At 55.2% G+C, this 21,732-nt stretch carries 23 protein-coding genes; 5 read left to right on the top strand and 18 right to left on the bottom strand.

Translation table 11 applies throughout. From position 1 onward, the window contains the following. Positions 1–32: 32 nt before the first annotated feature. The 6 genes from GFS31_RS14235 to bchB all read right to left on the bottom strand — a co-directional run bounded on the left by GFS31_RS14235 (position 33) and on the right by bchB (position 5,209). Positions 33–326, bottom strand: a complete 294-nt coding sequence (locus tag GFS31_RS14235) for a hypothetical protein (protein WP_198805435.1) — start codon at positions 324–326, stop codon at positions 33–35. A 136-nt stretch (positions 327–462) separates the two neighbouring features. Beyond that, positions 463–720 carry a hypothetical protein gene (locus tag GFS31_RS14230; RefSeq protein WP_198805434.1) on the bottom strand — a complete coding sequence of 86 codons (258 nt, stop codon included), beginning with the start codon at positions 718–720 and terminating at the stop codon, positions 463–465. Then, the gene (locus tag GFS31_RS21685) at positions 683–1,042 is read right to left on the bottom strand and encodes a DUF6972 family protein (protein WP_225907428.1); all 360 of its coding nucleotides are present in this window, start codon (positions 1,040–1,042) and stop codon (positions 683–685) included. The genes GFS31_RS14230 and GFS31_RS21685 overlap by 38 nt, the downstream gene beginning before the upstream one ends. 306 nt (positions 1,043–1,348) lie before the next feature. Next, complete coding sequence (locus GFS31_RS14225; RefSeq protein WP_225907427.1) at positions 1,349–2,302, bottom strand: NADAR family protein; 954 nt, start codon at positions 2,300–2,302, stop codon at positions 1,349–1,351. 14 nt (positions 2,303–2,316) lie between these two features. Then, positions 2,317–3,390, bottom strand: coding sequence for a hypothetical protein (locus GFS31_RS14220; RefSeq protein ID WP_198805432.1), 1,074 nt, complete (start codon positions 3,388–3,390; stop codon positions 2,317–2,319). 292 nt (positions 3,391–3,682) lie between these two features. Further along, a complete protein-coding gene (gene bchB / locus GFS31_RS14215; protein WP_198805431.1) occupies positions 3,683–5,209 on the bottom strand; it encodes a ferredoxin:protochlorophyllide reductase (ATP-dependent) subunit B in 1,527 nt (508 codons plus the stop codon). A gap of 364 nt (positions 5,210–5,573) precedes the next feature. Here bchB and GFS31_RS14210 point away from each other — a divergent pair, with 364 nt between their 5' ends. Both GFS31_RS14210 and GFS31_RS14205 read left to right on the top strand, forming a co-directional pair. Then, the gene (locus GFS31_RS14210; RefSeq protein WP_198805430.1) at positions 5,574–6,899 is read left to right on the top strand and encodes an IS4 family transposase; all 1,326 of its coding nucleotides are present in this window, start codon (positions 5,574–5,576) and stop codon (positions 6,897–6,899) included. A 301-nt stretch (positions 6,900–7,200) separates the two neighbouring features. Further along, on the top strand, positions 7,201–7,791 hold the full coding sequence (locus GFS31_RS14205) for a chromophore lyase CpcT/CpeT (protein WP_198805429.1): 591 nt from the start codon (positions 7,201–7,203) through the stop codon (positions 7,789–7,791). 111 nt (positions 7,792–7,902) lie between these two features. Here GFS31_RS14205 and GFS31_RS14200 read toward each other — a convergent pair whose 3' ends face one another. After that, entirely contained in the window at positions 7,903–9,648 is a 1,746-nt protein-coding gene (locus GFS31_RS14200) for a mechanosensitive ion channel (RefSeq protein ID WP_225907426.1), read from the bottom strand. 257 nt (positions 9,649–9,905) lie between these two features. Here GFS31_RS14200 and GFS31_RS14195 point away from each other — a divergent pair, with 257 nt between their 5' ends. Then, positions 9,906–10,352 carry an SRPBCC family protein gene (locus GFS31_RS14195; protein WP_198805428.1) on the top strand — a complete coding sequence of 149 codons (447 nt, stop codon included), beginning with the start codon at positions 9,906–9,908 and terminating at the stop codon, positions 10,350–10,352. A 156-nt stretch (positions 10,353–10,508) separates the two neighbouring features. Here the strand turns inward: GFS31_RS14195 and GFS31_RS14190 are convergent, their stop codons facing one another. Then, positions 10,509–10,958, bottom strand: a complete 450-nt coding sequence (locus GFS31_RS14190; protein WP_198805427.1) for an RNA recognition motif domain-containing protein — start codon at positions 10,956–10,958, stop codon at positions 10,509–10,511. A gap of 127 nt (positions 10,959–11,085) precedes the next feature. Between GFS31_RS14190 and GFS31_RS14185 the strand changes: the two genes are divergently transcribed. Further along, entirely contained in the window at positions 11,086–11,334 is a 249-nt protein-coding gene (locus tag GFS31_RS14185) for a hypothetical protein (RefSeq protein WP_198805426.1), read from the top strand. A gap of 326 nt (positions 11,335–11,660) precedes the next feature. On the opposite strand, the gene GFS31_RS14180 is transcribed toward GFS31_RS14185, so the two are convergent. Next, positions 11,661–14,189 (bottom strand): M48 family metalloprotease, encoded by a 2,529-nt coding sequence (locus tag GFS31_RS14180; RefSeq protein WP_198805425.1) that lies wholly within the window; start codon positions 14,187–14,189, stop codon positions 11,661–11,663. 252 nt (positions 14,190–14,441) lie between these two features. On the opposite strand from GFS31_RS14180, the gene GFS31_RS14175 reads away from it, so the two are divergent. Further along, entirely contained in the window at positions 14,442–15,182 is a 741-nt protein-coding gene (locus tag GFS31_RS14175; protein WP_198808224.1) for a sulfite exporter TauE/SafE family protein, read from the top strand. Here the strand turns inward: GFS31_RS14175 and GFS31_RS14170 are convergent. The 9 genes from GFS31_RS14170 to rpsK form a co-directional block, all read right to left on the bottom strand. Further along, a complete protein-coding gene (locus tag GFS31_RS14170; RefSeq protein WP_198805424.1) occupies positions 15,165–16,436 on the bottom strand; it encodes an exonuclease SbcCD subunit D in 1,272 nt (423 codons plus the stop codon). The two genes, GFS31_RS14175 and GFS31_RS14170, sit on opposite strands and share 18 nt — an antisense overlap. A 34-nt stretch (positions 16,437–16,470) precedes the next feature. Further along, positions 16,471–17,571 carry a peptide chain release factor 1 gene (gene prfA, locus GFS31_RS14165; protein ID WP_198805423.1) on the bottom strand — a complete coding sequence of 367 codons (1,101 nt, stop codon included), beginning with the start codon at positions 17,569–17,571 and terminating at the stop codon, positions 16,471–16,473. A gap of 93 nt (positions 17,572–17,664) precedes the next feature. After that, positions 17,665–17,901 carry a 50S ribosomal protein L31 gene (rpmE, locus tag GFS31_RS14160; protein ID WP_198805422.1) on the bottom strand — a complete coding sequence of 79 codons (237 nt, stop codon included), beginning with the start codon at positions 17,899–17,901 and terminating at the stop codon, positions 17,665–17,667. 66 nt (positions 17,902–17,967) lie between these two features. Further along, on the bottom strand, positions 17,968–18,381 hold the full coding sequence (gene rpsI, locus GFS31_RS14155; RefSeq protein ID WP_198805421.1) for a 30S ribosomal protein S9: 414 nt from the start codon (positions 18,379–18,381) through the stop codon (positions 17,968–17,970). Then, complete coding sequence (gene rplM / locus GFS31_RS14150; protein ID WP_198805420.1) at positions 18,381–18,839, bottom strand: 50S ribosomal protein L13; 459 nt, start codon at positions 18,837–18,839, stop codon at positions 18,381–18,383. Before rplM ends, rpsI begins: the two co-directional genes overlap by 1 nt. A gap of 65 nt (positions 18,840–18,904) precedes the next feature. Next, positions 18,905–19,774, bottom strand: a complete 870-nt coding sequence (gene truA, locus GFS31_RS14145) for a tRNA pseudouridine(38-40) synthase TruA (RefSeq protein ID WP_198805419.1) — start codon at positions 19,772–19,774, stop codon at positions 18,905–18,907. Between the two features lie 30 nt (positions 19,775–19,804). After that, complete coding sequence (gene rplQ, locus GFS31_RS14140; protein ID WP_198805418.1) at positions 19,805–20,155, bottom strand: 50S ribosomal protein L17; 351 nt, start codon at positions 20,153–20,155, stop codon at positions 19,805–19,807. A 76-nt stretch (positions 20,156–20,231) separates the two neighbouring features. Continuing rightward, complete coding sequence (locus tag GFS31_RS14135) at positions 20,232–21,182, bottom strand: DNA-directed RNA polymerase subunit alpha (RefSeq protein ID WP_198805417.1); 951 nt, start codon at positions 21,180–21,182, stop codon at positions 20,232–20,234. Between the two features lie 57 nt (positions 21,183–21,239). Further along, positions 21,240–21,632: a 30S ribosomal protein S11 gene (rpsK, locus tag GFS31_RS14130; protein ID WP_017297653.1), complete on the bottom strand. Its 393-nt coding sequence runs from the start codon at positions 21,630–21,632 to the stop codon at positions 21,240–21,242. Positions 21,633–21,732 lie beyond the last annotated feature (100 nt).

Genomic DNA, 21,732 nt, shown 5'->3' with positions numbered 1-21,732 from the left:
ATACCGTGAAGAATTAAGTTTGTCTTTGTGGACTAACTTACCTCTTGGCGCTGCTGTTGCAGGAATGCGAGGAATTCTTCGATGGAGTCTTCTTGAGGCCAAAAGTCGGCAGAAAGATCTTGGAGGTTATGGACGGTTGCTGGGGTTTGGGTTGTGCGTAGCTGTTGGAGCGAAATGCCTTGCCAAAACTGTATGCTGAGATTTCTGAGTTCTGTTAAGGGGTTTTCAGCTAGTTCGTCTTGGGTAAGAATTTGCAGGAGTTGCTGGCGCTCGGCGGGTGAAAGCGGCTGGAGGGCGGCGAGGGCGGCTTCAAGTTGTGGTGTCATCGTTCAGCCCTATAATGACTTGCTTCTCTCCTATCTCAGACACATTGGCTTAATTAGTGATTAGGAGAGTAGGACCCACATAGCCAAGTAATAGACCTCTACAGGAGTAATAGTGGGCAATGTTTACCCTGCGGGCTTACGTAACCTCTTCAGCTAAAAGTTGACCCTTGACCCGTTCATATTCATCTTCAAGAAGCCAATCTTGGGCGGCTTCATAGTTGGAGTGAGTGACGACAAGCTTGTAATTCAGCGCAGGGTTGAAAATATGACAAGTACCGTCCTGATTACCCACTAGCATTAGAATCTTGGGTGGAAAAATAAATGGATCAACCCAAAGTTCCAGGAATTTCCAGGTTTTAGCTTGTTCTGCGAGGGCTGGTGCGTGGGATTGCATGATACTCACCTGTTGTCTTCACAATTTTGATCTCGCCGTAGTAAAGAGGCGTTTGGCTCCCGTCTGCTCTAATTATGTATCCGATTGGCTCTGAGAAGTAGAGGCCATATCGTTCGTAATCATCGTTCTCATCCTCGATTCCGGTTCGCTCTCCGCCCTCAATGATCGCCTGCGTGACTCGTTTTAGGGTTTCGAGATTATTGAAGACATGCGCTCTGCCTTCTCTTCGGAGTAGCCGTTGGACTTGAGGGGTATTTGGCAAGTGACGATCAACTAAGCTTGGGCGGGGATCGGGGATGATGTCTCGGTCAATTCCGCTCATGAGTTAAGCGATTTCAGTTTCCTCAGAACCGTTATTGTAATTAAGGGAAGAATGGTGGGCAATACCTATCCTACGGGCTCGTCTTGGGTAAGAATTTGCAGGAGTTGCTGGCGCTCTGCGGGTGAAAGCGGCTGGATGGCGGCAAGGGCGACTTCAAGTTTTGGAGTCATAGTTTAGCCCCATGATGACTTGCTTCTATCCTATCTCAGGCTCATTGGCTTAATTAGTAAGTAGGGCGGGCTTAGCCAACACAGCAAAGTAGTAAAACTATATGGGCATAATGGTTGGCCATGTCCACTCTATAGGCTAACGGATTAAAGGTAATTGAGATTCTGCAACGTACCTAACAGGCTTAGAAATTTTTCTAATCTTACGTAGCTGCACAGCTCTCTTCAGCCACTCACGCATCTGCGCTAGATTGGTTTTAAAGAGTTCGGCTAGCTCTTTGTCAGTGCGTTCAGCTTTTTGCAAACTCTCTACTATATGTGGCAGAATAAACTGCAAACTGTCATACTCATCAAATTCAAGTCGAGATTGATTAACCAGATCTTCCTCTAAGTTGAAAGCCAAATTTCTTTCGTCACAAGAATGAGCCTCATTTCCACTTGAGCTTAAATTCAAATGACTAGATGTTGCTTCATCTTCTAAGAAATTGCTGTATTTAGCTAAGTAATATTCGCCATCTTTTGAGATTGAGTTAATTTCTCGTCCGTACAACAAAAAATCTGAAATAGGAAGAGGATTTATGATGGTTTGAGGAGTAATTTCCTCATTTTTCATCTGTTCTCTTAGTTGCATTAATAAGCGTCCAAGGACATTAGCGCCAACAAGAATTTCCTCGTCTTCTGGTTTGGCACCCCAAAAAGAATCTTTTCGAGAGTCTTCAACAATTGGCAAGTCTCCTGTTTCGAGTAAAAGCTTGCTAAACTTCTCCCAGTTTTGAACAAGCTTTACTTGTAAACACCAACGCATGATCTTTGTTCGGACTATGTCCCAATCAGAACGAGAGTTGTCACGGTAAGGCTTACTTCTCATCTTTGCCGTCATTGGACTGCGTTCAGCAATAATTTGACGCTGAACTTCAGGTAGATGGGGAAAACGACAGGCTTGATATAATGCCTCTGAGGTCAAAATTTTTACACCATTGACATTCAGCAGGTAGCCTCCCGCCATATTCGACAAACCGCCGAATCTTTCAGCGGTCTTGCGGAAAGTAATGGACTCCTGCCTAGTATAAGTTCTTGTCTCAGGAAACTTCATTACTGATACCATCGTCAGAATCCCTCCCACCCTGGGGCTTGCGTAGTATTAACTGTCCGAGGAAAAAGCGGATACCAAGTATTTAGCGGATAAGCCTTGTGGGGATCACCCCACCATAGTGCCAATGGACAATTGTTTGCGATATTACGATATGTTATAAAAATTGCGCCAAAACCTAAAGAGTCAAAATAGTCGTACCCCAAAGGTTTCATACTCGCATTTGGATTTCTGGGGAGTGAAACAATGTACGCACCAACTTTTAGAAAAGCGTATTCGATCAGATTACGGGCAACAGCCGAGGAAAAAATTTTATCCTGTTTCGGCATATTGGCGGGACGAAATAGATCTGGCAAGCTTCGATTAGAATTTTGACGGCGTTCATCTATTTCTTTCAGATATCTATCAATAAATTCATCTCCAGAAGTTTGCAATGCCCAGAAGCAGTCGAATTGTGATGGATTCCATCGTGAATTATGAAATTTGTGAAGCCGCCAAAATTTGATATTAACGTCATACTTTTGGGCTTCTGATTCAATTTGTCTTCGTGAGTATCTAAGCCCTTCAGTATGAAAAGCAAAAAATATCAAGTGTAAAGTTGTCCCTTTTGCAGCATTAGGCATCCATGCATTAACATCACGCCATGCCGTATTTCCAGAGTAAAGACAATCATCAAAGTAAATGTATATAGCTGGGGAGCTTCCACAATCTCTCAAACTCAATCCATACTTAGATTGCAGAATTGGTTCGCAAAGAGCCAGTAAGTCGTGCTGACTGTTTCCCTTCCTCTGAATTTGTAGGAATTGAGCGTTCCGTATCGTTGCAGCGGGATTATCTCCAAACAGTTTTTGGGAAGTCAAGACATTGGTGAGAAAGCTTTGAGCACAGATCCGAGAGATATAGTAAGACTTTAAGATGCGCTCCATCTCGCCGAGAATAATGATCTGTGCTTCATCATCAAAACCAAATTCACTGAATTGCCTTACCCATCTATCTATATGATTTGGATCAATTGCAGCGATTTCGCCTTGCCTGTAATCGGCAACTATCGTTGCAATAGACTGAAGTAAAGTCTGGCGCTGATTAGTCATACTTACACAACAGGTTGAAGCAGTGAAAATCTATGAATGTAATAACCTAACTACTCCATAGTATTCCTTCTCAACCATGACTTTTCTGTAATCTTCCTGCCAATGGCTAAAGAAGGGCTAGCAACTTATCATTATACTGATGATTTCCGTATAACTGCCCCCTACAGGGTAGTTATATCAATAATTTCCGCATAGGTACACTGGGTCAGACCATTACACGAAAACCTTCTAGAAATAATTTAGCTTCTCCCAGTAAGGGCGCACCGCAGTACGCCCAAACCCTAGGCAACCCCTACGCCCCCACAGCCTCCTTCGCAGCATAGAGCACCTCGGCAGTAATTTGGCCGATGCCCTGCTCGCGGGCAAACGTTTCGGTGTTGCGTTTCACCTTGCCGCGCACAAAGCCGGGGATTTTTTGCAGTTCCGCCATGCCATCGGCACTCCAGCCCATCTCATCATTGGCGGAGAGGGTGGTGGTGAGAATTTCCTTGGTGTCGTGGCCGCCGAAGAACTCTAGCAGGTGGTCTTCCATCCCCAGGGTGAAGGAGTTGTAGACCAGATCGACGATCTGATTGGCACCTTCATAGCCGAGGAAAGGCCGATAGCCCACCGGGAAGTTTTGGATGTGGATGGGGGCGGCGATGACTCCGCAGGGAATATCCAGCCGTTTGCCGACGTGGCGTTCCATTTGGGTGCCAAAGATGGCGGCGGGTTCCAGTTGGGCGATGCGGTCGGCGATGGCTCCATTGTCTTCGCTGACCAGGATTTCATCGCAGAAATCGCCCACCTGCTCGGTGAACCAGTCGGCATCGTATTTGCAGTAGGTGCCTGCGAGGACGACTTTGATACCCATTTCCCGCGCCAGAATTTTGGTCATGGCGGCGGCGTGGGTGCTGTCGCCAAAGACGACGGCTCGCTTTCCGGTGAGGTTTTGGCAGTCGATGGAGCGGGAAAACCAGGCCGCTTGGGAGACAAAGCGGGTTTGCTCGTCGATGAAGCCTTCGTAATCTACCTCGGCCCCCTGCTGGTTGAGGACGTGCTGGATGGCGCGGATGCAGCGGGCGGTTTCCACAATGCCCATGGGAGTGATATCGACGCAGGGCATCCCAAACTCGGTGTGCAGATATTCGGCCGTGAGGTGGCCCACTTCTCGGTAGGGCACCAGGTTAAACCAGGCGCGGGACATGGTTTGGATGTCGTGGACGGACGCGCCATCGGGCATGACGAGGTTCACCTCAATGCCGAGCTGCGCCATCAGGGTACGCAGTTCGCGGCAGTCGTGGTTGTTGTGGAAGCCTAGGGTCGTCAGGCCGATGATGTTGACCGAGGGCTTTTCGGTTTTGCCCTGGGGTAGGGTGCCCTGTTTGCGGGCTTTTTCGGTGTAAAACTGGACGATCTGTTGCAGGGTGCGATCCGCCGCTTGCAGTTCGTTGACGCGGTAGTGGTTCACATCCGCCAGCAGTACGTCGCCCTTAGCTTCGATACTGGCCCGCTGCACAAAGTTGGCCAAGTCCTCCTGCAAAATGCTGGAGGTGCAGGTGGGGGTCAGCACGATCAGGTCGGGGCGTTCCTCCTGGTCTTTGCGGACGATGTTATCGACCACCTTTTCCTGGGAGCCTCGCGCCAACACGTTGCGATCTACAATGCTGGCGGTGACGGGGGTAAAGTCCCGCTCCCGCTCTAGCATGGAACGCATCACATTAAAGTAGTCGTCCCCAAGGGGGGCGTGCATGATGGCATGCACATTTTTGAAGGAACTGGCGATACGCAGGGTGCCAATGTGGGCGGGGCCAGCGTACATCCAATAGGCCAGTTTCATACCGTGAGTCTCCTGGGTGGCAGTGGTCAGCGTGAGTTTGCCGAAACACCCTGAACTGGCCAGACCCATCAACCGTTGGCATGGGTTCTATTGTCGGTAATGGTCTGGGAGATTGGATCGTCGCGAGAGAATTCTTAACTTGGGTAGGCTGGGTAGATTGCCCAGTGGCTCTAGCCCTCATCCCCCAGCCCCTTCTCCCAGGGCGGGCTACTAAGTACACACAAGTCAGGTTGGAGTAGGATGCGGTTAGTAATCGTGGGGGAATTGCGGTGGAAAATCCTATCCTAATTCACGCTGAAGTATCACAGGGCAGTGCTTTTGGGGATCGCCGCCTGGAAAAAAGGGGGCGGCGCTGTATGACTCTATGCGTGAGTCGCTATCGGTGAACATCCGGGCGATGAGCCGCAACCGAGCGGAACAGGTAGGGTACTATCGCTTTCTGGAGAATCAGAATGTGAGCGTCTCAGAACTGGTCAGGAGTGCCGCAGACCACTGCCAGCAACAGGTGGCGGGGCGTCATGTGTTGGCTATCAGCGACAGTAGCGAAATTAACTTGCAGGCTCAGGCGAAGCATCTCAAGCCTGAGGACGTCGGGGTGGTCGGCAATCATCGTGATATCGGGTTTTTCGTCCATCCGACCCTAGTGGCCGATGCGGAGAGTGGCTTTCCCTTGGGCTTGAGTGCGATTCAACGATGGCATCGTGACCCGAAACGACCCGACAAACATCAGCGGCACTATCCTCAGTTGCCGATTGAGGAGAAAGAATCCTATAAGTGGCTGCGCTCTGCCGAGGACAGTCGAGTCCCCTTGATGGCTGGGGATGCTGTGTGTGTGACCCATGTGGGTGACCGTGAGAGCGATATCTACGAAGAGTGGGTTCGGGTGCCTGATGCCCACACGCACCTGTTAGTGCGCGCTTGCCGTAACCGACGACTGCACGATAAGTCCACGATGCTCTACGAGACACTGGCTCAGCAACCCGTTGAGGGCACCTATGCCGTTGAGGTGCTGGCCGACCCTCGTGGTCACCGAGAGTCCCGTGAAGCTTGGCTAGCGGTGCGCTTTACGCCCGTTACCCTTCGCCGCCCCCGGAAGGTCGATGCCCACGACTATCCCGAATTGGTTTCCCTCTATGCCGTGGAGGCCAAAGAGGTCACGCCACCTGCCGGAGTCAAGCCCATTCATTGGCGCTTACTGACGACCCATCCCGTCACGACCGTGGAGCAAGCGTTACAAGTGATTCAGTGGTATCGGTGGCGCTGGCAGATTGAACAGTTCTTTGCGTTGCTTAAGCGAGTCGGCCTTGACCTTGAATCCACCCGCCTGGAGTCGGTTAAGGCCATTGAACGCCTCACCATCCTGGCCTTAATGGTGACCTTGAGGCTGCTCCAACTGAAAACCGGTCGAGCCGATGAATCTCTCTCCGCCTCGGTGACCTTTAGCGAACCGCAACAGCAATGCCTGGAGCAGTTGATGCCGACGTTGCAGGGGCGAACCCGAAAACAGCAGAATCCCTTCTCCCCAGGCTCCCTACCTTGGGCCACTTGGCTCATTGCACGCCTGGGGGGATGGTCGGGCTATCGCTCCCAACCGCCACCCGGCATTCGTACCTTGAGCCAAGGACTTAGAAAATTTGAGGCCATCTTTGAGGGATGGTCACTCGCCCAAAGCTCAGTTGTGTGTACTTAGTAGCCCAGGGCGGGAGAAGGGGAGCTAGAAAATTCTTACAATCTTTGTCTGGCCTCCCCCTCGCCCATTTTTGGGAGAGGGGGACTGAGGGGGTGAGGGCCGAGATGGATATACACGGTAGCTCTCACAGGAGAGGGACTTTGAAAACTGTCTTGCTCCCCTCTCCTTGTGGGAGAGGGCTTCCACAGGAAACGGGACTGGGGGACTGTCTGGCGTGTCTTTCCTCGTGGGAGAGGGGCTGGGGGTGGGGGCTTCCACCCTGTAAACTGAGAAAGATGGATGACTTCTGTAGCCCAACGCCATGACCCACGCCACCGATGTGCAGACTCTGGCCCGCTGGATGGCCGCCGACTTTAGCAATCAGCAGCAAGCCTTTGACAATCCGCCCCTGTTTGCCCACATTCGGGTGTGTATGCGGCCTTTGCCCAAGACCATCCTGGATGGCTACGGGTTCTACATCGAACAAGCCTACGACTATATGCTAGATCGCCCCTACCGTGCCCGAGGCATGAAGCTGGTGGCCGACGGCGATCACATCGTGATTGAAAACTACTCGGTCAAGGATCCCGAAACCTTCTACGGGGCGTCCCGAAATCCAGAGCGGCTGGCTCAGTTTACCTCCGACCATTTTCAGCGTACGCCGGGTTGTAACCTACTGGTTCACTGGACGGGGCGCAGTTTTCGGGGCGCGGTGGAACCGGGCAAAGCCTGCATGGTGGAGCGCAACGGCAGGCTTACTTATCTCGACAGCGAATTTGAAATTGACGCCGACCAGTTTATTAGCTGGGATAGAGGCCGCGACCCCGAAACCGATGAACACCTTTGGGGTGCCTTGGCGGGGCCGTTTCAGTTTAAGCGACGGGCCAGCTTTGCCGAGGAAGTTGCGGCCTAGCCTGCCTCTGGCTTCCGGGCTGAGTTCGTCAGATTCAATAAATCAGATTCAACAAAAATGGGGCGAGACTATCTCGCCCCAACAACTCGATGATGAGTTAATACGGCTGGACTAGCGGCGCTGCTTGAAGTCAGCAATCCATTCGCGCAGTTGCTCGGTGGCCACTTCCCGTCCGCCCAGGCCAAAGGCAATGGCAATCGCCACCGCCACGGCACCCAAGAGCAGCCCAAAGGCCAGGTTCACAATATCGGGAGCCACGCCCATCTGCTGAAGGGCCATCGCTCCCACAAAAATCAAAATGACGATGCGGGTGGCCTGGGCCAAAATTTTGGCTTGGCCTGTGCCCATGGCGCGGACGAGCCGGAAGGCCAGGTTTGCCAAATACAACCCCACCGCAAACACCACCAAGCCGCTAAGCACCCGCACCCCAACCCGCAGAACGGCCCGCACAATGTCGGTCAATCCGGCAAAGTTGAGAATTTCGGTGGCGGTGACGGCCCCAAACAGCACAATGGCCACCAGGGCAACAATACCCACTAACTCCGAGGGTGTCCGGTTTGCAGGGGCCGCAGGCACCGGAGGTAACTCCGCGTCCTCTAAACCGGGGGGAACGGTGGGTTGGGTGTCTGGGTGGAGTTCTGGCAAGCCCAAAACCGTCAAGATGTTGTCAAACCCGGCGCTACGCAGCAGCTCCGTGACCAGATTGGCCACAAACTGACCCACAAAGTAAGCCGCAGCCAGCACCACCCCCGCCATAATCACCTGGGGAATGGCCGTCATCACCTGCTCTAGCATGACAATGGCCGGGGCCGAAATGGCGTCGATGGCCAGCTCATTGAGGGCAGCGACCACCGTTGGAATCAGCACCAGGATATAGGCCAAGGTACCCACCAGCCCGGAGAGGGAAAGCCCCTGGCGAGCGTCGGCCTTCAAACCCATGCGGGGGCCAATCTGGTCGGCCCCAATGGCAATCAGCAGGTTGGTGGCAACGCCGCGCACAATGCGGGCAATGATCCAACCTAGGGCCAAAATCAGGCCCGCCGTAATCAACCGGGGAATGGCCTGGAGGAAGGCATTGATCAGTTCCTCCACCGGAGCCAGCAGCCCCGGCAACTGAAGGGCGCTGAGGACAAGGGGAATGAACAGCAGCAAAATGAACCAAAACAGCACGTTGCCAATGGTTTCATTCAGCACTACGGGGCTGCTGCCGCCCTCCAGTCCGGCTTGCTGAGCGAGGCGGTCATCCAAGTTAAACCGCCCCAGGCCGCTGACCACGAGGGCGCGTACCAACGTTGCTACGATCCAAGCGATGCCCAACAACAGGGCCGCGCCACCCACCCTAGGCAGGTAGGCAAAAATTTGATCCAAAAAGTTGTTGAGGGGTGTAGAAACCGCCGTTAGGTTTAGGGCATTGAGGGAGGCGATGATGGCGAACAAAAAGATCAGCCAATACACCACGGTGGACACCCATTGCTCGACGGGCAACCGCTGAGCCTCTGGCCCGCCCCCGGCCCACTGGGTAAGGCGATCATTGACACGGATTCGCTTCAGCAGGTTTTTAATGGCAAGGGCTACCACCGTCGCCAACAGCCAGCCCAGCACCAGCAGCACAATAGCCCATACCAAACTGGGCAAAAACTGGCCCAACTGCACCGAAACCTCCTCCAAAAAGCGACTGGGGGATGTGACGGGATCCACCGAAAGGGGCGCTGGGGTCGGTGCCGCATCCAGGGAGGGAATCTCTATGGGAACTGGATCGGCGGGCACTGGGTCGGTGGGTGGAACAGGAACAACTTGGGCGATCAGGGAAACGCCCATCGACGGCGATAGGCGCGATATAAGATAGGTGAACAGCATACACAATGGGGGCTTAAAACAGCTCGAAGGGGACCTTTGGCGCGATGACCCTCCATCCTAGGCTCTGACTTGGCTACCCTAGGCCCGGAGGCCCGTACCATTGTCTTAGGGATGGGGGAATCCTGCGCCGTTACCCCGTAACGGTATCATCCCTGTTCCAATTTCTCCAGACGTCCCCCCAGGGTCTTGCTTTTCTACGTCCCTAGACGGAAATTGGAAAAACTAGCCGAATTTAGGCCAAATTCCTTGGGTTCACTATGTCCACCGCCACCGTATTCCAACAGTCGATCACTATCCGAGCAGATCCCGCCAGGGTGGATCGTTGCTTCACCGATTTGGACTGGATGCATCGCTGGCTCAACCCCGCCCTGCGGTGCGAACCCATTGACCCATGGGATATCCAACCGGGAAGCCGCTGTCGATTTCAGCTACAAATTCCTCTGTGGCAGCCCAGTCTTCGCTGCACCGTGGTGGATCGAGCACCGGGGCTAATTGTCTGGGCCTTTGAGGGCTTTTTCCACGGCCAAGACCGTTGGCAGTACGACCCCACCCCCCAGGGCACCATTCTGCTGAATCGCTTTGAGTTTGAGATTCCCAATCCCCTAGTGGCCTGGGGCTTTCACCAGGTAGCGGCCCCCTGGACTCAGCGCGATATGCAAGCCCAGTTGCAACGCCTCAAAACCCTCGCCGAGGGCCAGAGCTAGCGCCGCCGTTGTGGGATAGGGCAACCCATGACCAGCCAACCCAGGATGGGCCAACAGCCCAACAAAAAACCGTCAGGGTTTTTAGCCTGACGGCGTTTGAACAATGATGGGACTCCAAAAGAACCCGCTTTTAGCTAGATCCCCTGAGGGGTGATGCTAGGATGCCGTCGTTTGGGCGGCTAGCATGGCTTTCAGTTGCTCCAACTGATTGGCCCAGCGAGGATCCGGTTGTGCGGTCGTACTAGCTGAAGAAACGGTGGTCGCCGCATTATTGGTCTTACGGTTATTGCTACGAGCACGCTTGCCGCCGCTATTGCTGCTGGTTTCCCGCGCCTCGGCTTCGGGCTCGGCCTTCGTGCGGGGTAGGGCTTTCTCAATTTTGAGGGGAAGTTCTTCCAAGACGTGGCCATTGAGTTGGGCCACAATCTCGTCGGCTTTCTCTTCGGTCTTCACCGTCACAAACCCAAAACCCCGACATTTGCCTGTTTTTTTGTCGGAAATAAGTTTTACAGAGACCAGATCATCGTTGTAGGGCGCAAAAACGTTTTCAAAATCTGGACGCTGCAAATCTCTAGAGAGATTGCCAACATAAAGACGGATTGACATCTTAAGATACCTCTCGTGTTCCAACAATCTAAGCCTGCATCTATACCGGAGAATGGGATGGCTGGCGGCTAGGCCAAATCATCAACATTGCTAACCTGATACCTAAAATTTGATTTTCTTAAGGGAAATGGGTTTAAAACAAGGCGTACTTGTGACTTTGAAAAGAGGGCTAAATAAAAATCAGCCGCTGCTTTCTGCCAGGAATGTCCTGCTCGAAGTCTACGACTTAGCTAACAATGTCACCATTGCTTTCAGTGCCATGTCGCCTCTCTGCCCAAACGTTGCCTTCGGCAAAATCGTTGATCCCCAGCGGTGGATGATGACTCATCCGATGCTGATGGATGTTGCTGATCCCCTCAGGAGAACCATTCATTAAGGTAGCACGGGATTAGGGGTTGTACGAGAATGCCCAAAAACTTGACGCTGTTTTTTGATTCTGGTGTCAACCCAGCTTATCTAAATAAAAACCAGCCGTTGCGGGCTGGTTCATTTGCTGTGTTGAGAGTAGGAGAACCTGATACCTACGAACTCTAAACCGTCGTCCAGTCCAACTCTGAACGAGCTAAGCATACGAAGGCATCGGATTTCGTAAACAAATGTAACATTGACTCGCGTGTTTCGCAACCTGGCCCTAGAAACTGCTCTAAAGTGCGGCTTTTTATCCTGTTGCCCCGTGTCACTATCGAGGACAATGGCCAGGGGTTAGCCGCCTGTCCACAGGATGACAATGCCCCATAGGCAAAGCCCTAGGCTGATGAGGGTGCTCCAGAGGGGAGTAGCTACACTGATTACCCGAGATTGGGCCGTGAGGCGGATGGTTTCTAAATCGATCCAGACCACGCCATCGCTGCGCCGCCGCCATCCAGATACGGTCACGGCCCGCCCCACCCACCCGCTGAGGGGAAAGGTTCCCCGGCGGAGGGTCTGAAGGCCCAGGTTTGGGGAAGACACTCCGATTTTGACGATGCCGCCGAGGGTGGCGAGATAGAGGTCTTGGCCCATGCCCTGCGCTATGCCTAGGGGGCCGAGTAGGGTGCCCGACAGGCGGCAGGGTTCTCCTTCTACGGGAAGCTGATCCGGGGAGCCCAGGAAGAAACTGGGGTTGTCAACGATGGGCTGGTTGGCGGCAATATCGGGATATAGGGCATTAATGCGAAGCAGCAGCCCAACCCCCAACCCCAGCAGAATCCCGCCGTACAGCAGGCTTTCATCCTGATACCACCAGCTCAGGCGCTGCCAGCCAAACCGCATCACCAGCCCCCCCACAAACCAGAACCCGAAGGCCAGCCCTCCACCCGCCAGCAGCCCCACTATCGGGCTCTTTTGGCGCAGTAATCGACCAATGGAGAAGGGCGGTGCCGCCGTCATGGGTTCCGCAAGGTCGAGGATGGGCTGTTGTCGCTGGGCTGCCCGTTGGTTCAGCCAGCGTAGACGATCCCCCAGGGGCGGGTGGGAAGCTCCACCCAGGAGCCATTGCCGATAGGGATTGGCCCAGTCGTTGAGGACGGTGGCGACCTCTCCCAGGGCGGGGAGGAAGCTGCCGGGGCTGAGAGCGGCTTGGGGGCTGAGGGGCATCAACAGGTCTAAACTCCACCACAGGGGCGAGAAGGTTTGGCGCTGATTGGCGTGGGCCGGAAGCTGTTGGGTCAGCCAGATCAGGCTGGTTTGCTGCAAATCGGGACGTTGCAAGAGGGCTTCTAGCCGCCGATCCGCCCACCGACTGCGGAGCCTGGAGAGCCACAGCAGCCCCCGCCGCAGGCTCCAAAACAGGCCATAGAAGCCTTGGGCAACTAGGCCTAGGAGAATCCTCAAAAATCCTGACGGCTGGCCATCGGCCCAGTGGGACAGGATTCGGTAAGCCGTATGGAGAACGAGCAACAGACCACCGAGGCCGGAGATCAGAGCCGTAGCCTGGTTTGCCATGTGGGCCAGCTCGTAGGTGAGGAAAAGGCCTAAGGTTTCGTCGTCACTGCTCTCGATTAGCCCCTGACTTACCGCAATCCGAAGATAGCGCGGTTGCCAGCCATAGCTAAAACACAGGGGCACTGGATCGGGTAAGACTCGCAGTTCAGGCAGACTCCACCCCTGCTTTTGGCACTGTTGCCGCAGGCGCTTCAGGGCTTCGGGGTGTTGGCTTTGGAGTTGGCGCGGGGTCAAGGGTCGCTGGCCATAGACTTGGGCTAGCAGCAGATCCATCCACCACGGACTAGCAAAGATCAGCCCCAGCATGAGGACAATCATGGGGATTGTGTAGGCTTGATCCATCCAGGAAAAACCGCCTAGGCGGATGGGCCAAGTCACCTGGCGCACCAGCGCGTTGAGACTGCGAAGTCCCCAGTGGAGCCCCGTAATGGCGACCCATAGCACCGCTACTAAGGTAATAACTTGCGCTCCCCACAGGTCATAGGGCTTGGGAAGGGGGCGTATCGGTTGCCGCCGTTGAGGAGCCCTGGCGACCGGGGGCGCGGGGCTAGGGGCAGACTTTACCACCGTCGGAGGCTTGGAGGGGGCAGGGCTGGGCCGCTGAGCCGCTGCCGCTGCCGCTGCCGCTGCCGGAGGGCCAGCCTCTTCTGGGGCAAGATCCCTCGTCTCCTGGTTCAGGTGCTGATAGTGGAACAGAGAGGCTGGGGTAATGGGTTCAGCGCTGTCTGGCGGGGGCGGTGGCGATGGCCCTAGGGATGCCGCCTGGGTAGAGTCTGAGACTAAGGGGGTAAAGCCGATGGGGTCGGTAGTAGGGCTGGTTGATAGCGGTGGATCTGGAACCGTGGTGGGGCTGGCGGCATGGGCAGGCTCTAGCGGTACAAAGCCGATGGGGTCGGCGGGTGTTGAGGAGTTTGGCGATGGTCGTGAATTGCTAGGGGAGGGCGCTGGTGCCGGAGGTGACTCTGGCGACGGCAACTCCGGCCATTTGGCTAAGAGCGATGCAGCCCAGCGGCGAGCTTCGGGAATATCACTCGCCATCACCCGCTGGCACCCTTGACGGGCTTGTTCTAGTTGTCCCAGCTTTTGCTGTGTCAGAATCAGGCCCATTTGGCCCTTCAGTCGCCATGACGGATCGGTGTCGGGGCTGTCGAGGATCTGCTGGAACCGCTCTAGGGCAATGGGGTACTGCCCCTGCTTGAATGCCAGTTCTCCCTGACGATAGAGGGTAGTTGCCAAGGCCCCATGACCTGACGTTTGCCCATTCCCAGAGCGGCGGGGCGAGGGTTGCGGTTCCGAAACATCAGCCATAGGAGGTTAAGCCGTTTACAACAACAATCTCACTTCAATAATCTCACTCCTGCCATCTCACTCCTGCCATCTCACTCCTGCCATCTCACTCCCGCAACCTCACGGAGATCAAGATACCCACAGCACCCACTCTAGCCAATCTTGCCTAAATCTCGACCTAGGATCCCAGGAAGGCGCTAGTCAGGGGCGAGGTCAACCCCCTAAACTTAAGAATAGGTAAAGAAAGCTCAATCACCTTTGCCGCCTGCCAACATGATCGCCTTCTACCTGTTCAGTGCAAGCTCTGTGGCCTGGTTTTTTAGTATGTTGGCGGGCGGTGGGAGTCCTTTTATTCTGATTCCCCTGGTGTCGGTGCTGCTGGGTGCCCAGGCTGTGGCTCCGGTGATTACCATCGGGATGCTGATTGGCAATGCCCAGCGCGGCCTGCTGCTCCAATCCCATGTGGACTGGTCGCTCACCCGCTGGTACGTGCCTGGGGCCGCGATAGGGGCGCTGATTGGCTGTTACGGGCTCACCCATGTCCATGCTGAGGGGCTGCAACTGGTGCTGGGCGTGGGTCTCGTTGTCATGGTGCTGCACAAAATTTTTGGCCCCAAAGATACCCGGCTGACTGTCAAAGCTTGGCACTTTCTCCCCTATGCCCTAATTAACGCCATTGGTTCTGGGTTAATTGGCAGCACTGGCCCGGTGATGAATCCGCTGTACTTTGGCTATGGCCTAGAAAAAGAATCCTTGGTTGCTACCAAGGCTGTGCATAAAGTTGCGCTCCACACCATCAAAATCATGGCCTACGCCGGACTAGGTACCCTCAATCTGAAGTACATTACCTACGGCCTGTTTATCGGTCTGGGGGCAATTCCGGCCAACTGGCTAGGGAAAATCGTCCTCGCCAAGCTATCGACCCAGCAATTCCGGCAGATGGTCTACACCTTTGTGGCATTTAGTGGGCTGCTGATGATCTGGCAGCAACGTAGCTTAATCCCCCTGTGGTGAGTCCAAGCTCAACAGAGTCCCCACAAATTGATAAAGACTCACCTCGTCTGCGCCCCCCAGTTGGCGATCCTTTAAATCCGTCAGCCCCAGGGCTAGGGCCTCGGCCTGTCTTTTGTAGTCCCGGTGGGCCACCAGCATATCCATAAAAATGCCCTGCTCAATGGCGAGACGGTTCTGACCTTCCATGATGGGAGACTGGTAGGCTACGGCTTCGGCGTCATACTTCAGCAGCACAAATAAAGCTCCACTGCCCAGACACAGTTCCTCCTGAAGGCTGCGAGTATCCAGATCAAGGCGATCAAACCCGACCTGGCCCGTAATCCGCACCTCCACAATCGGACTGACACTATCCGCTGGCAAGCGTTTAACCGCCGATTCCACTACCTCGTGGCAGTGAGCCCGCACCTTGTCCACGCTGTCATCCCCCGTAGCGGCGACCTCTAGGCGCAGGATGGGCCGCTGAAAATAGTCGGTTTGCAGTTCAGCCCTCAACCCTGCGTCCGTTACTTCTACTAGATAGGCTCCTCGACGGTGCAGGCTCTCCTCGACGTTATTGGCTTCCAACGAACCCGGATTAAACACCCAGCCCTCTGCCTGGTACTCGCGGTGAATATGCCCCAACGCCAGGTAGTCCACCCCCGCTGTCTTCAGGGGCAGCAGATCGGTGTAGCGCAGCGCCCCTTCGTAGCGGGCAATTTGACCTTCTAAACCGTGGTGAAACATCAGCACCGTGGTGTCAGGGCCGGGGGGAAGCGCCTCAATCGCCACTGCCAGTTGCTCAATCGCCCGTGGGGCCGTAGAACCATACCAGTTGGAGCCAATCACCCGCACCCCGCAGTCGAGGTCGTAGTAGCTACCGCTGCGGGTCTGGGGATTCCAGGGCACCAGAAACTCATCGCCATGCTTGGGATCCTGGGGTTCCAGCAGCATCAGCAGCCCCCACTCCGAGAGGTACTTGAGCCAGCTTGTGGTCGTGCCGTAGGGGCGGTTGTCGTGGTTGCCCTCAATGGCAAAAACCGGGATATTCGCCTGCTGCAACGCCTGGAGACAAATCTGGGCCTGATTTAGGGTGGCGGGCTTGATGTTGCGGTGCTCGAATAGATCACCCGCAATCAGCACAAAGTCTACCTCGCGCTGAATAGCGTGGCGATCTAGAGTGGTTTGCAGGGCGTAAAAAAAGTCCTTCGTGCGCTCAGGACTGTTGTAGCGGTCAAACCCCAGGTGGATGTCGGCGATGTGCAGAAATTTAACCATGGGGTGCCCTCTAGTTGTGACCTAGACTCGCGACCTAGACCGGGGACGACTCCGCTGCCAGTTCCTCTAGGCGCTCCTGCTGATCGCGGCTCACGCAGGACTCGACTAGGTCTTCAATGTCCCCCTCCAGCACCGGGGTCAGGGTGAAGTTCTGGTTAAGGCGGTGATCCGTCACCCGGTTGTCCTTGTAATTATAGGTACGAATTTTCTCCGACCGATCGCCACTGCCCACCTGGGAACGCCGCATGGAGGTCACGGCCTCCTGCTGTTCCCGTAGTTTAATGTCGTACAGTTTGGCCCGGAGAATCTGCATCGCCCGCTCCCGGTTTTTGAGCTGGGAGCGCTCCTCCGTACAAAACACCCGAATACCCGTGGGTTTGTGGAACAGGTCAACCGCCGTTTCCACCTTGTTCACGTTCTGTCCGCCCGCCCCACCAGACCGCGCCGTGGTGAGCTCAATATCTTTGGGGTCGATTTCTACTTCTACATCATCCACCTCCGGCATAATCGCCACGGTGGCCGTGGAGGTATGCACCCGTCCGCCCGCTTCAGTTACGGGAACCCGCTGAACTCGGTGCACGCCCGCTTCAAACTTCAGCTTGCTGTAGACCCGATCCCCAGCAATTTCTAGGATGGCTTCTTTAAAGCCACCCATGTCAGCGGCGGATTCGCTCAAAAGCTTGACCTGCCAGCCCTGACCCTCGGCATAGCGAGAATACAGCCGAACCAAATCCCCAGCCCAGATGCTGGCCTCGTCGCCCCCGGCCCCGGCCCGGATTTCCAGCATGATGTTTTTGTCATCATTGGGGTCTCGGGGCAGCAGCAGCACCTTGAGTTTGGCCTCTAGGTTGGCCAAGCGCTCCTCAAGCTCCTCGACTTCTAAGGATGCCATCTCCCGCAGGTCGGGATCATTGATCGACTCCTTATACACTTCCTTCGCCCCCGCCAACTCCTCCTTGGTTTGCTTCCAGTCGGCGTAGACGTTGACGGTTTCTTCTAAGGAGGAGCGGGATTTGGCAATGCGCTGAAACTCTGTCGGATCCTGCGCTACGTCAGGATCCGCTAGCTTGCGGGTCAGTTCTTGGAAGGTTTGCTCAACGGAATTGAGCTTCTCAATCAGATACGCTTCAGCCATAGTGCACAACGCTTGCCCTATCCCAGGGAGAGACTAACCAGTGGACGTTTCTCAAACGGTCGATGCCAAGATCGACAATCCGCAGAAACAGGTCTAGGCTTTGTCGTCTTGCTTGGCGGTGGAATCGGTCATGCCGTACTTCCGCAGGAAGCGCTCCACACGGCCTTCCGTGTCGATAATCTTCTGGGTGCCCGTGTAGAAGGGGTGGTTGCCCGACCACACATCAACGTGGAGTTCGGGTTTGGTAGAACCCACGGTCATCACTTCCTGACCGTCGCAAAAAACCTTGGCTTCGGGATACCAGGTGGGGTGGATGTCAGACTTCGCCATAGCTCGTGCCAAAAATAATAGAAATGAACCAACAAAACCCCTCCCCAGGGGGAGAGGTACGAACAATTAACGCTTGGAGAACTGAGGTGCCTTGCGGGCTTTCTTGAGACCGTACTTTTTCCGCTCTTTGGCGCGGGGGTCACGGGTCAGATAGCCTTCCACCTTCAGGGGCTTGCGGTTTTCAGGGGCCAGTTCGCACAGAGCGCGGGCCACCCCCAGCCGAATTGCATCGGCTTGTCCGGTCAAGCCACCGCCCTTGACGTTGACCAGGATGTCGTAGTCGTTTTCCAGACCCAGCACCTCAAGGGGAGCTTTGGTGGACGTCAGGTAGGCGGGGTTAAATTGCAGATATTCTTCGCCGGGGCGCTTGTTGATGGTCAGTTGTCCGCTGCCGGGAACCAGACGAACCCGAGCAATGGCGGACTTCCGGCGTCCGGTGCCCCAGTAAACTGCGCGGTCAGATTGATCGGTGGCCTGCATTACTTCACTTCTCCAGGAATCGTGTTGATAACAAGGGTTTGGGGAGACTGAGCTTGGTGGGGATGCTCAGCCCCAGCGTACACTTTGAGCTTGGTGAACTGCTGACGGCCCAGGGTGGTCTTGGGCAGCATCCCCTTCACCGCTTGCTCGATGATCCGGCTGGGAATGCGAGCTTGCAGCTTGTCAAAGGTCTCGGTTTTCATCCCGCCCGGACGACCGGAGTGACGGCGATAGAGCTTGGTGGTAGACTTGCGCCCCGTCACCACGACCTTGTCCGCGTTCACCACAATCACAAAGTCCCCGGTGTCCATATTCGGGGTGAAGGTCGGCTTGTTTTTGCCCCGCAGGATGGAAGCAATCTCTGCCGCCAGACGACCGAGGCGCTGGCCTTCCGCGTCAACCACGTACCACTGCCGATCAATGGACGCTTGGGAGGGGATGTAGGTTTTCGTTGTCATAGCACTGTTATCCGTTGTTTAGGCATTATTTTGAGAGAATCCACACAAGACCTGAGCTTGCCCGCCTAGGCCGCCATACCCAGATAAAACTGAGGCTGGGCATCAAACCACACCTCCCTGGGGAAGGGAGACGGGTCATAGCCAACCCTGAGCAGGCAGAGGCCCTTGGCAGGGGCCGAGTATTTAACTCGATCCCGCTGGCGTTTCTGCCAAAGCTGGTGGAAAGCACCGGGCGACATCTCCCCTTGGCCCACCTTCACCACCAGGCCCATGATTAGCCTGACCATGCCGTAGAGAAATCCCTTGGCCTGGAGTTCCACGGTCACAAAATCCCCCTGGCGCTGGCACTGGGCCTCCTGCATGTCCACCCAGGAGTGGGACTTGCCCGATCTCGCCCGATGGAAGGCGGTCATGTCGTGGTAGCCGACCATCGCGTCTAGGGCCGCCTGGATCCTAGCCTGATCTAGATCATGGTGGTGGTAGTGCCACACAAAGGGTCGCACAAACAAGTTAGGACAGGCTCCGGTGTATAGGGTGTAACGGTAGCGCCGCCACTGGGCGGAAAACTGGGCGTGCCAGTCCTCCTCTACCTGCGCCGAAGCACGCACCAAGATATCCTGGGACAGTCTGGCGTTCAACACCTCGGCCCAGCGATGGGCAGGGATAAAAGCCGGGGCATCAAAATGAGCGACCTGAGCCGCCGCGTGAACTCCGGTATCCGTGCGTCCTGCCCCACTTACCCGGATGGGATAACCCACCACAGAAGCTAAAGCCTGTTCCAGCTCCCCTTGCACCGTGCGGGCATTGGGCTGCCACTGCCACCCATGGAGATCGGTTCCTACATACTGCACAATCAAAGCCACCCGCTGAGTGGACTGGCCAAACTCGGCGGGGTTTTGGGCTAGGCTGCGCTGGATGGGGGAAATCTTTTCCATGACCGACATGAGGACGGGCGACGAGCGACCCTAGGTGAGCTCAATGATCGCCATCTCGGAGTTATCTCCCCGACGGCTGATGGTTTTCAGGATGCGGGTATAGCCACCTTGGCGATCCGCATAGCGCTGAGGCGCTTCATTGAAGAGGGCGTGGACAAGCTGTTTGTCGTAGATGTAGCCCAGGGCACGACGACGCGCTGACAGAGATCCATCCTTCGCCAGGGTGATCATCCGGTCGGCTTCTTCCCGAACGGCTTGGGCACGGGCTTTGGTGGTGGTGATGCGGCCATGGCGAATCAGCTCGGTCGTCAAGGCCCGCAGCAGGGCTTTGCGCTGATCAGCAGGCTTACTCAATTGATGAACGCGACAACGGTGGCGCATGACTCTTAACTCAGGTGAACAATAGGGTAAACAATAAGGACGTCGTTGGGCCAGGGTCTCAGACCACAGCCAAACCCTAGGCGGTCTTAGACGCTTTCTCTAGGGGCAGGGTAATCCCAAGGCGATCCTGTAGGGCCTCAATGACCTCTTCCGCCGACTTCTGGCCAAAGTTTTTGATCTCTAGAAGATCTTCTTGGCTGAAGTCGAGCAGGTCAGCAACGGAGTTGATCTGAGCCCGCTTGAGGCAGTTGTAGGCGCGTACCGACAGCCGTAGTTCCTCAATGGGAATCTGGTTGTGCGGATTGTCGTTTTCCTCTGGATCGGCGTCTGGCTTGGGCTCAAGGGTGACGTCTTTGAGAGGAACAAAAAGGTTGACCAAGATATCCGCCGCCTGACTCATCGCCTGTTGAGGGGTGATGCTGCCGTTAGTCCAAATATCCATGGTGAGCTGGTCTTTTTGCATAGAACCAGAAATCACCACTTCATCGACGGTGTAATTCACCTTAGTGACAGGCATAAACACGGAGTCGATCTGAATGAAGTCTAGGGCCGTTGCATCGTCTTTGCTGCGATCCACCGCCCGGTAGCCTTGGCCCCGCTCGATGCGAAACTCCATTTCAAGGGTGTGCCCCTCAGCAACGGTCGCTACGTACTGACCAGGGTTAACCACCTCAACTTCGGAGGGTAGGTCAAAGTGATCAGCGGTAACGCGAGCTGGGCCTTGGACGAGAAGACGCCCAATTTGAGCCTGGTTGGAGTGGCTCTTGAGGGTGATGGCCTTCATATTTAGGAGAATGTCTAGCACATCCTCCCGCACCCCCGTAATAGTCGAAAATTCATGGGTCGCCCCAGCAATTCGTACGGCGGTGATTGCCACACCCTCTAGGTTGGAGAGCAGAACTCGCCGTAGCGCATTGCCTACGGTAATGCCCTGACTGCGCTCCAAGGGCTCAATGATAAAACGCCCATACTGCCCTTTGTCGGGCTCTACAACTGACTCGATACAATCGACATGAAACTGTGCCACGGTGCCGCCTTCCTTCAACCTCGATAGACCTAGCTGGACAGAGAAAATTCCAGCACCTTAGACCCGTCGCCGTTTGGGAGGACGGCAGCCATTGTGAGGAATGGGGGTCACGTCCCGAATTAGGGTGATCTCTAGACCTGCTCCTTGCAGAGCACGGATGGCGGTTTCACGCCCTGCACCTGGGCCACTCACCATGACCTCGATCTGGCGCATCCCCTGATCCATTGCACGGCGGGCAGCGCTGTCAGCAGCGGTTTGGGCGGCAAAGGGGGTGCCCTTCTTGGCTCCCTTGAAACCACTTGATCCCGCTGAGGCCCAAGAAATCGCCTCACCGGACTGATCTGTGATGGTCACAATCGTGTTGTTAAAGGTGGAGCGAATGTGGGCAACCCCGCTCGGAATGTTTTTCTTACTCTTACGGGGACCAGTTTTTCGGGTTGGTTTGGCCATGGTGCTGTCACTAAATCAGAATGAACATAGACAATCAATAGACAGTCAAAAAACTCGCTACTGATGTCAGCGAGCGTTACCTATTACAGGTGCTTTGAGA

Origin of the sequence: Leptolyngbya sp. BL0902, assembly GCF_016403105.1 — a bacterium.
Lineage (GTDB): Bacteria > Cyanobacteriota > Cyanobacteriia > Phormidesmidales > Phormidesmidaceae > Nodosilinea.
The sequence above is the reverse complement of the archived record's forward strand: the minus strand, read 5'-3'. Positions and strand labels throughout refer to the sequence as shown.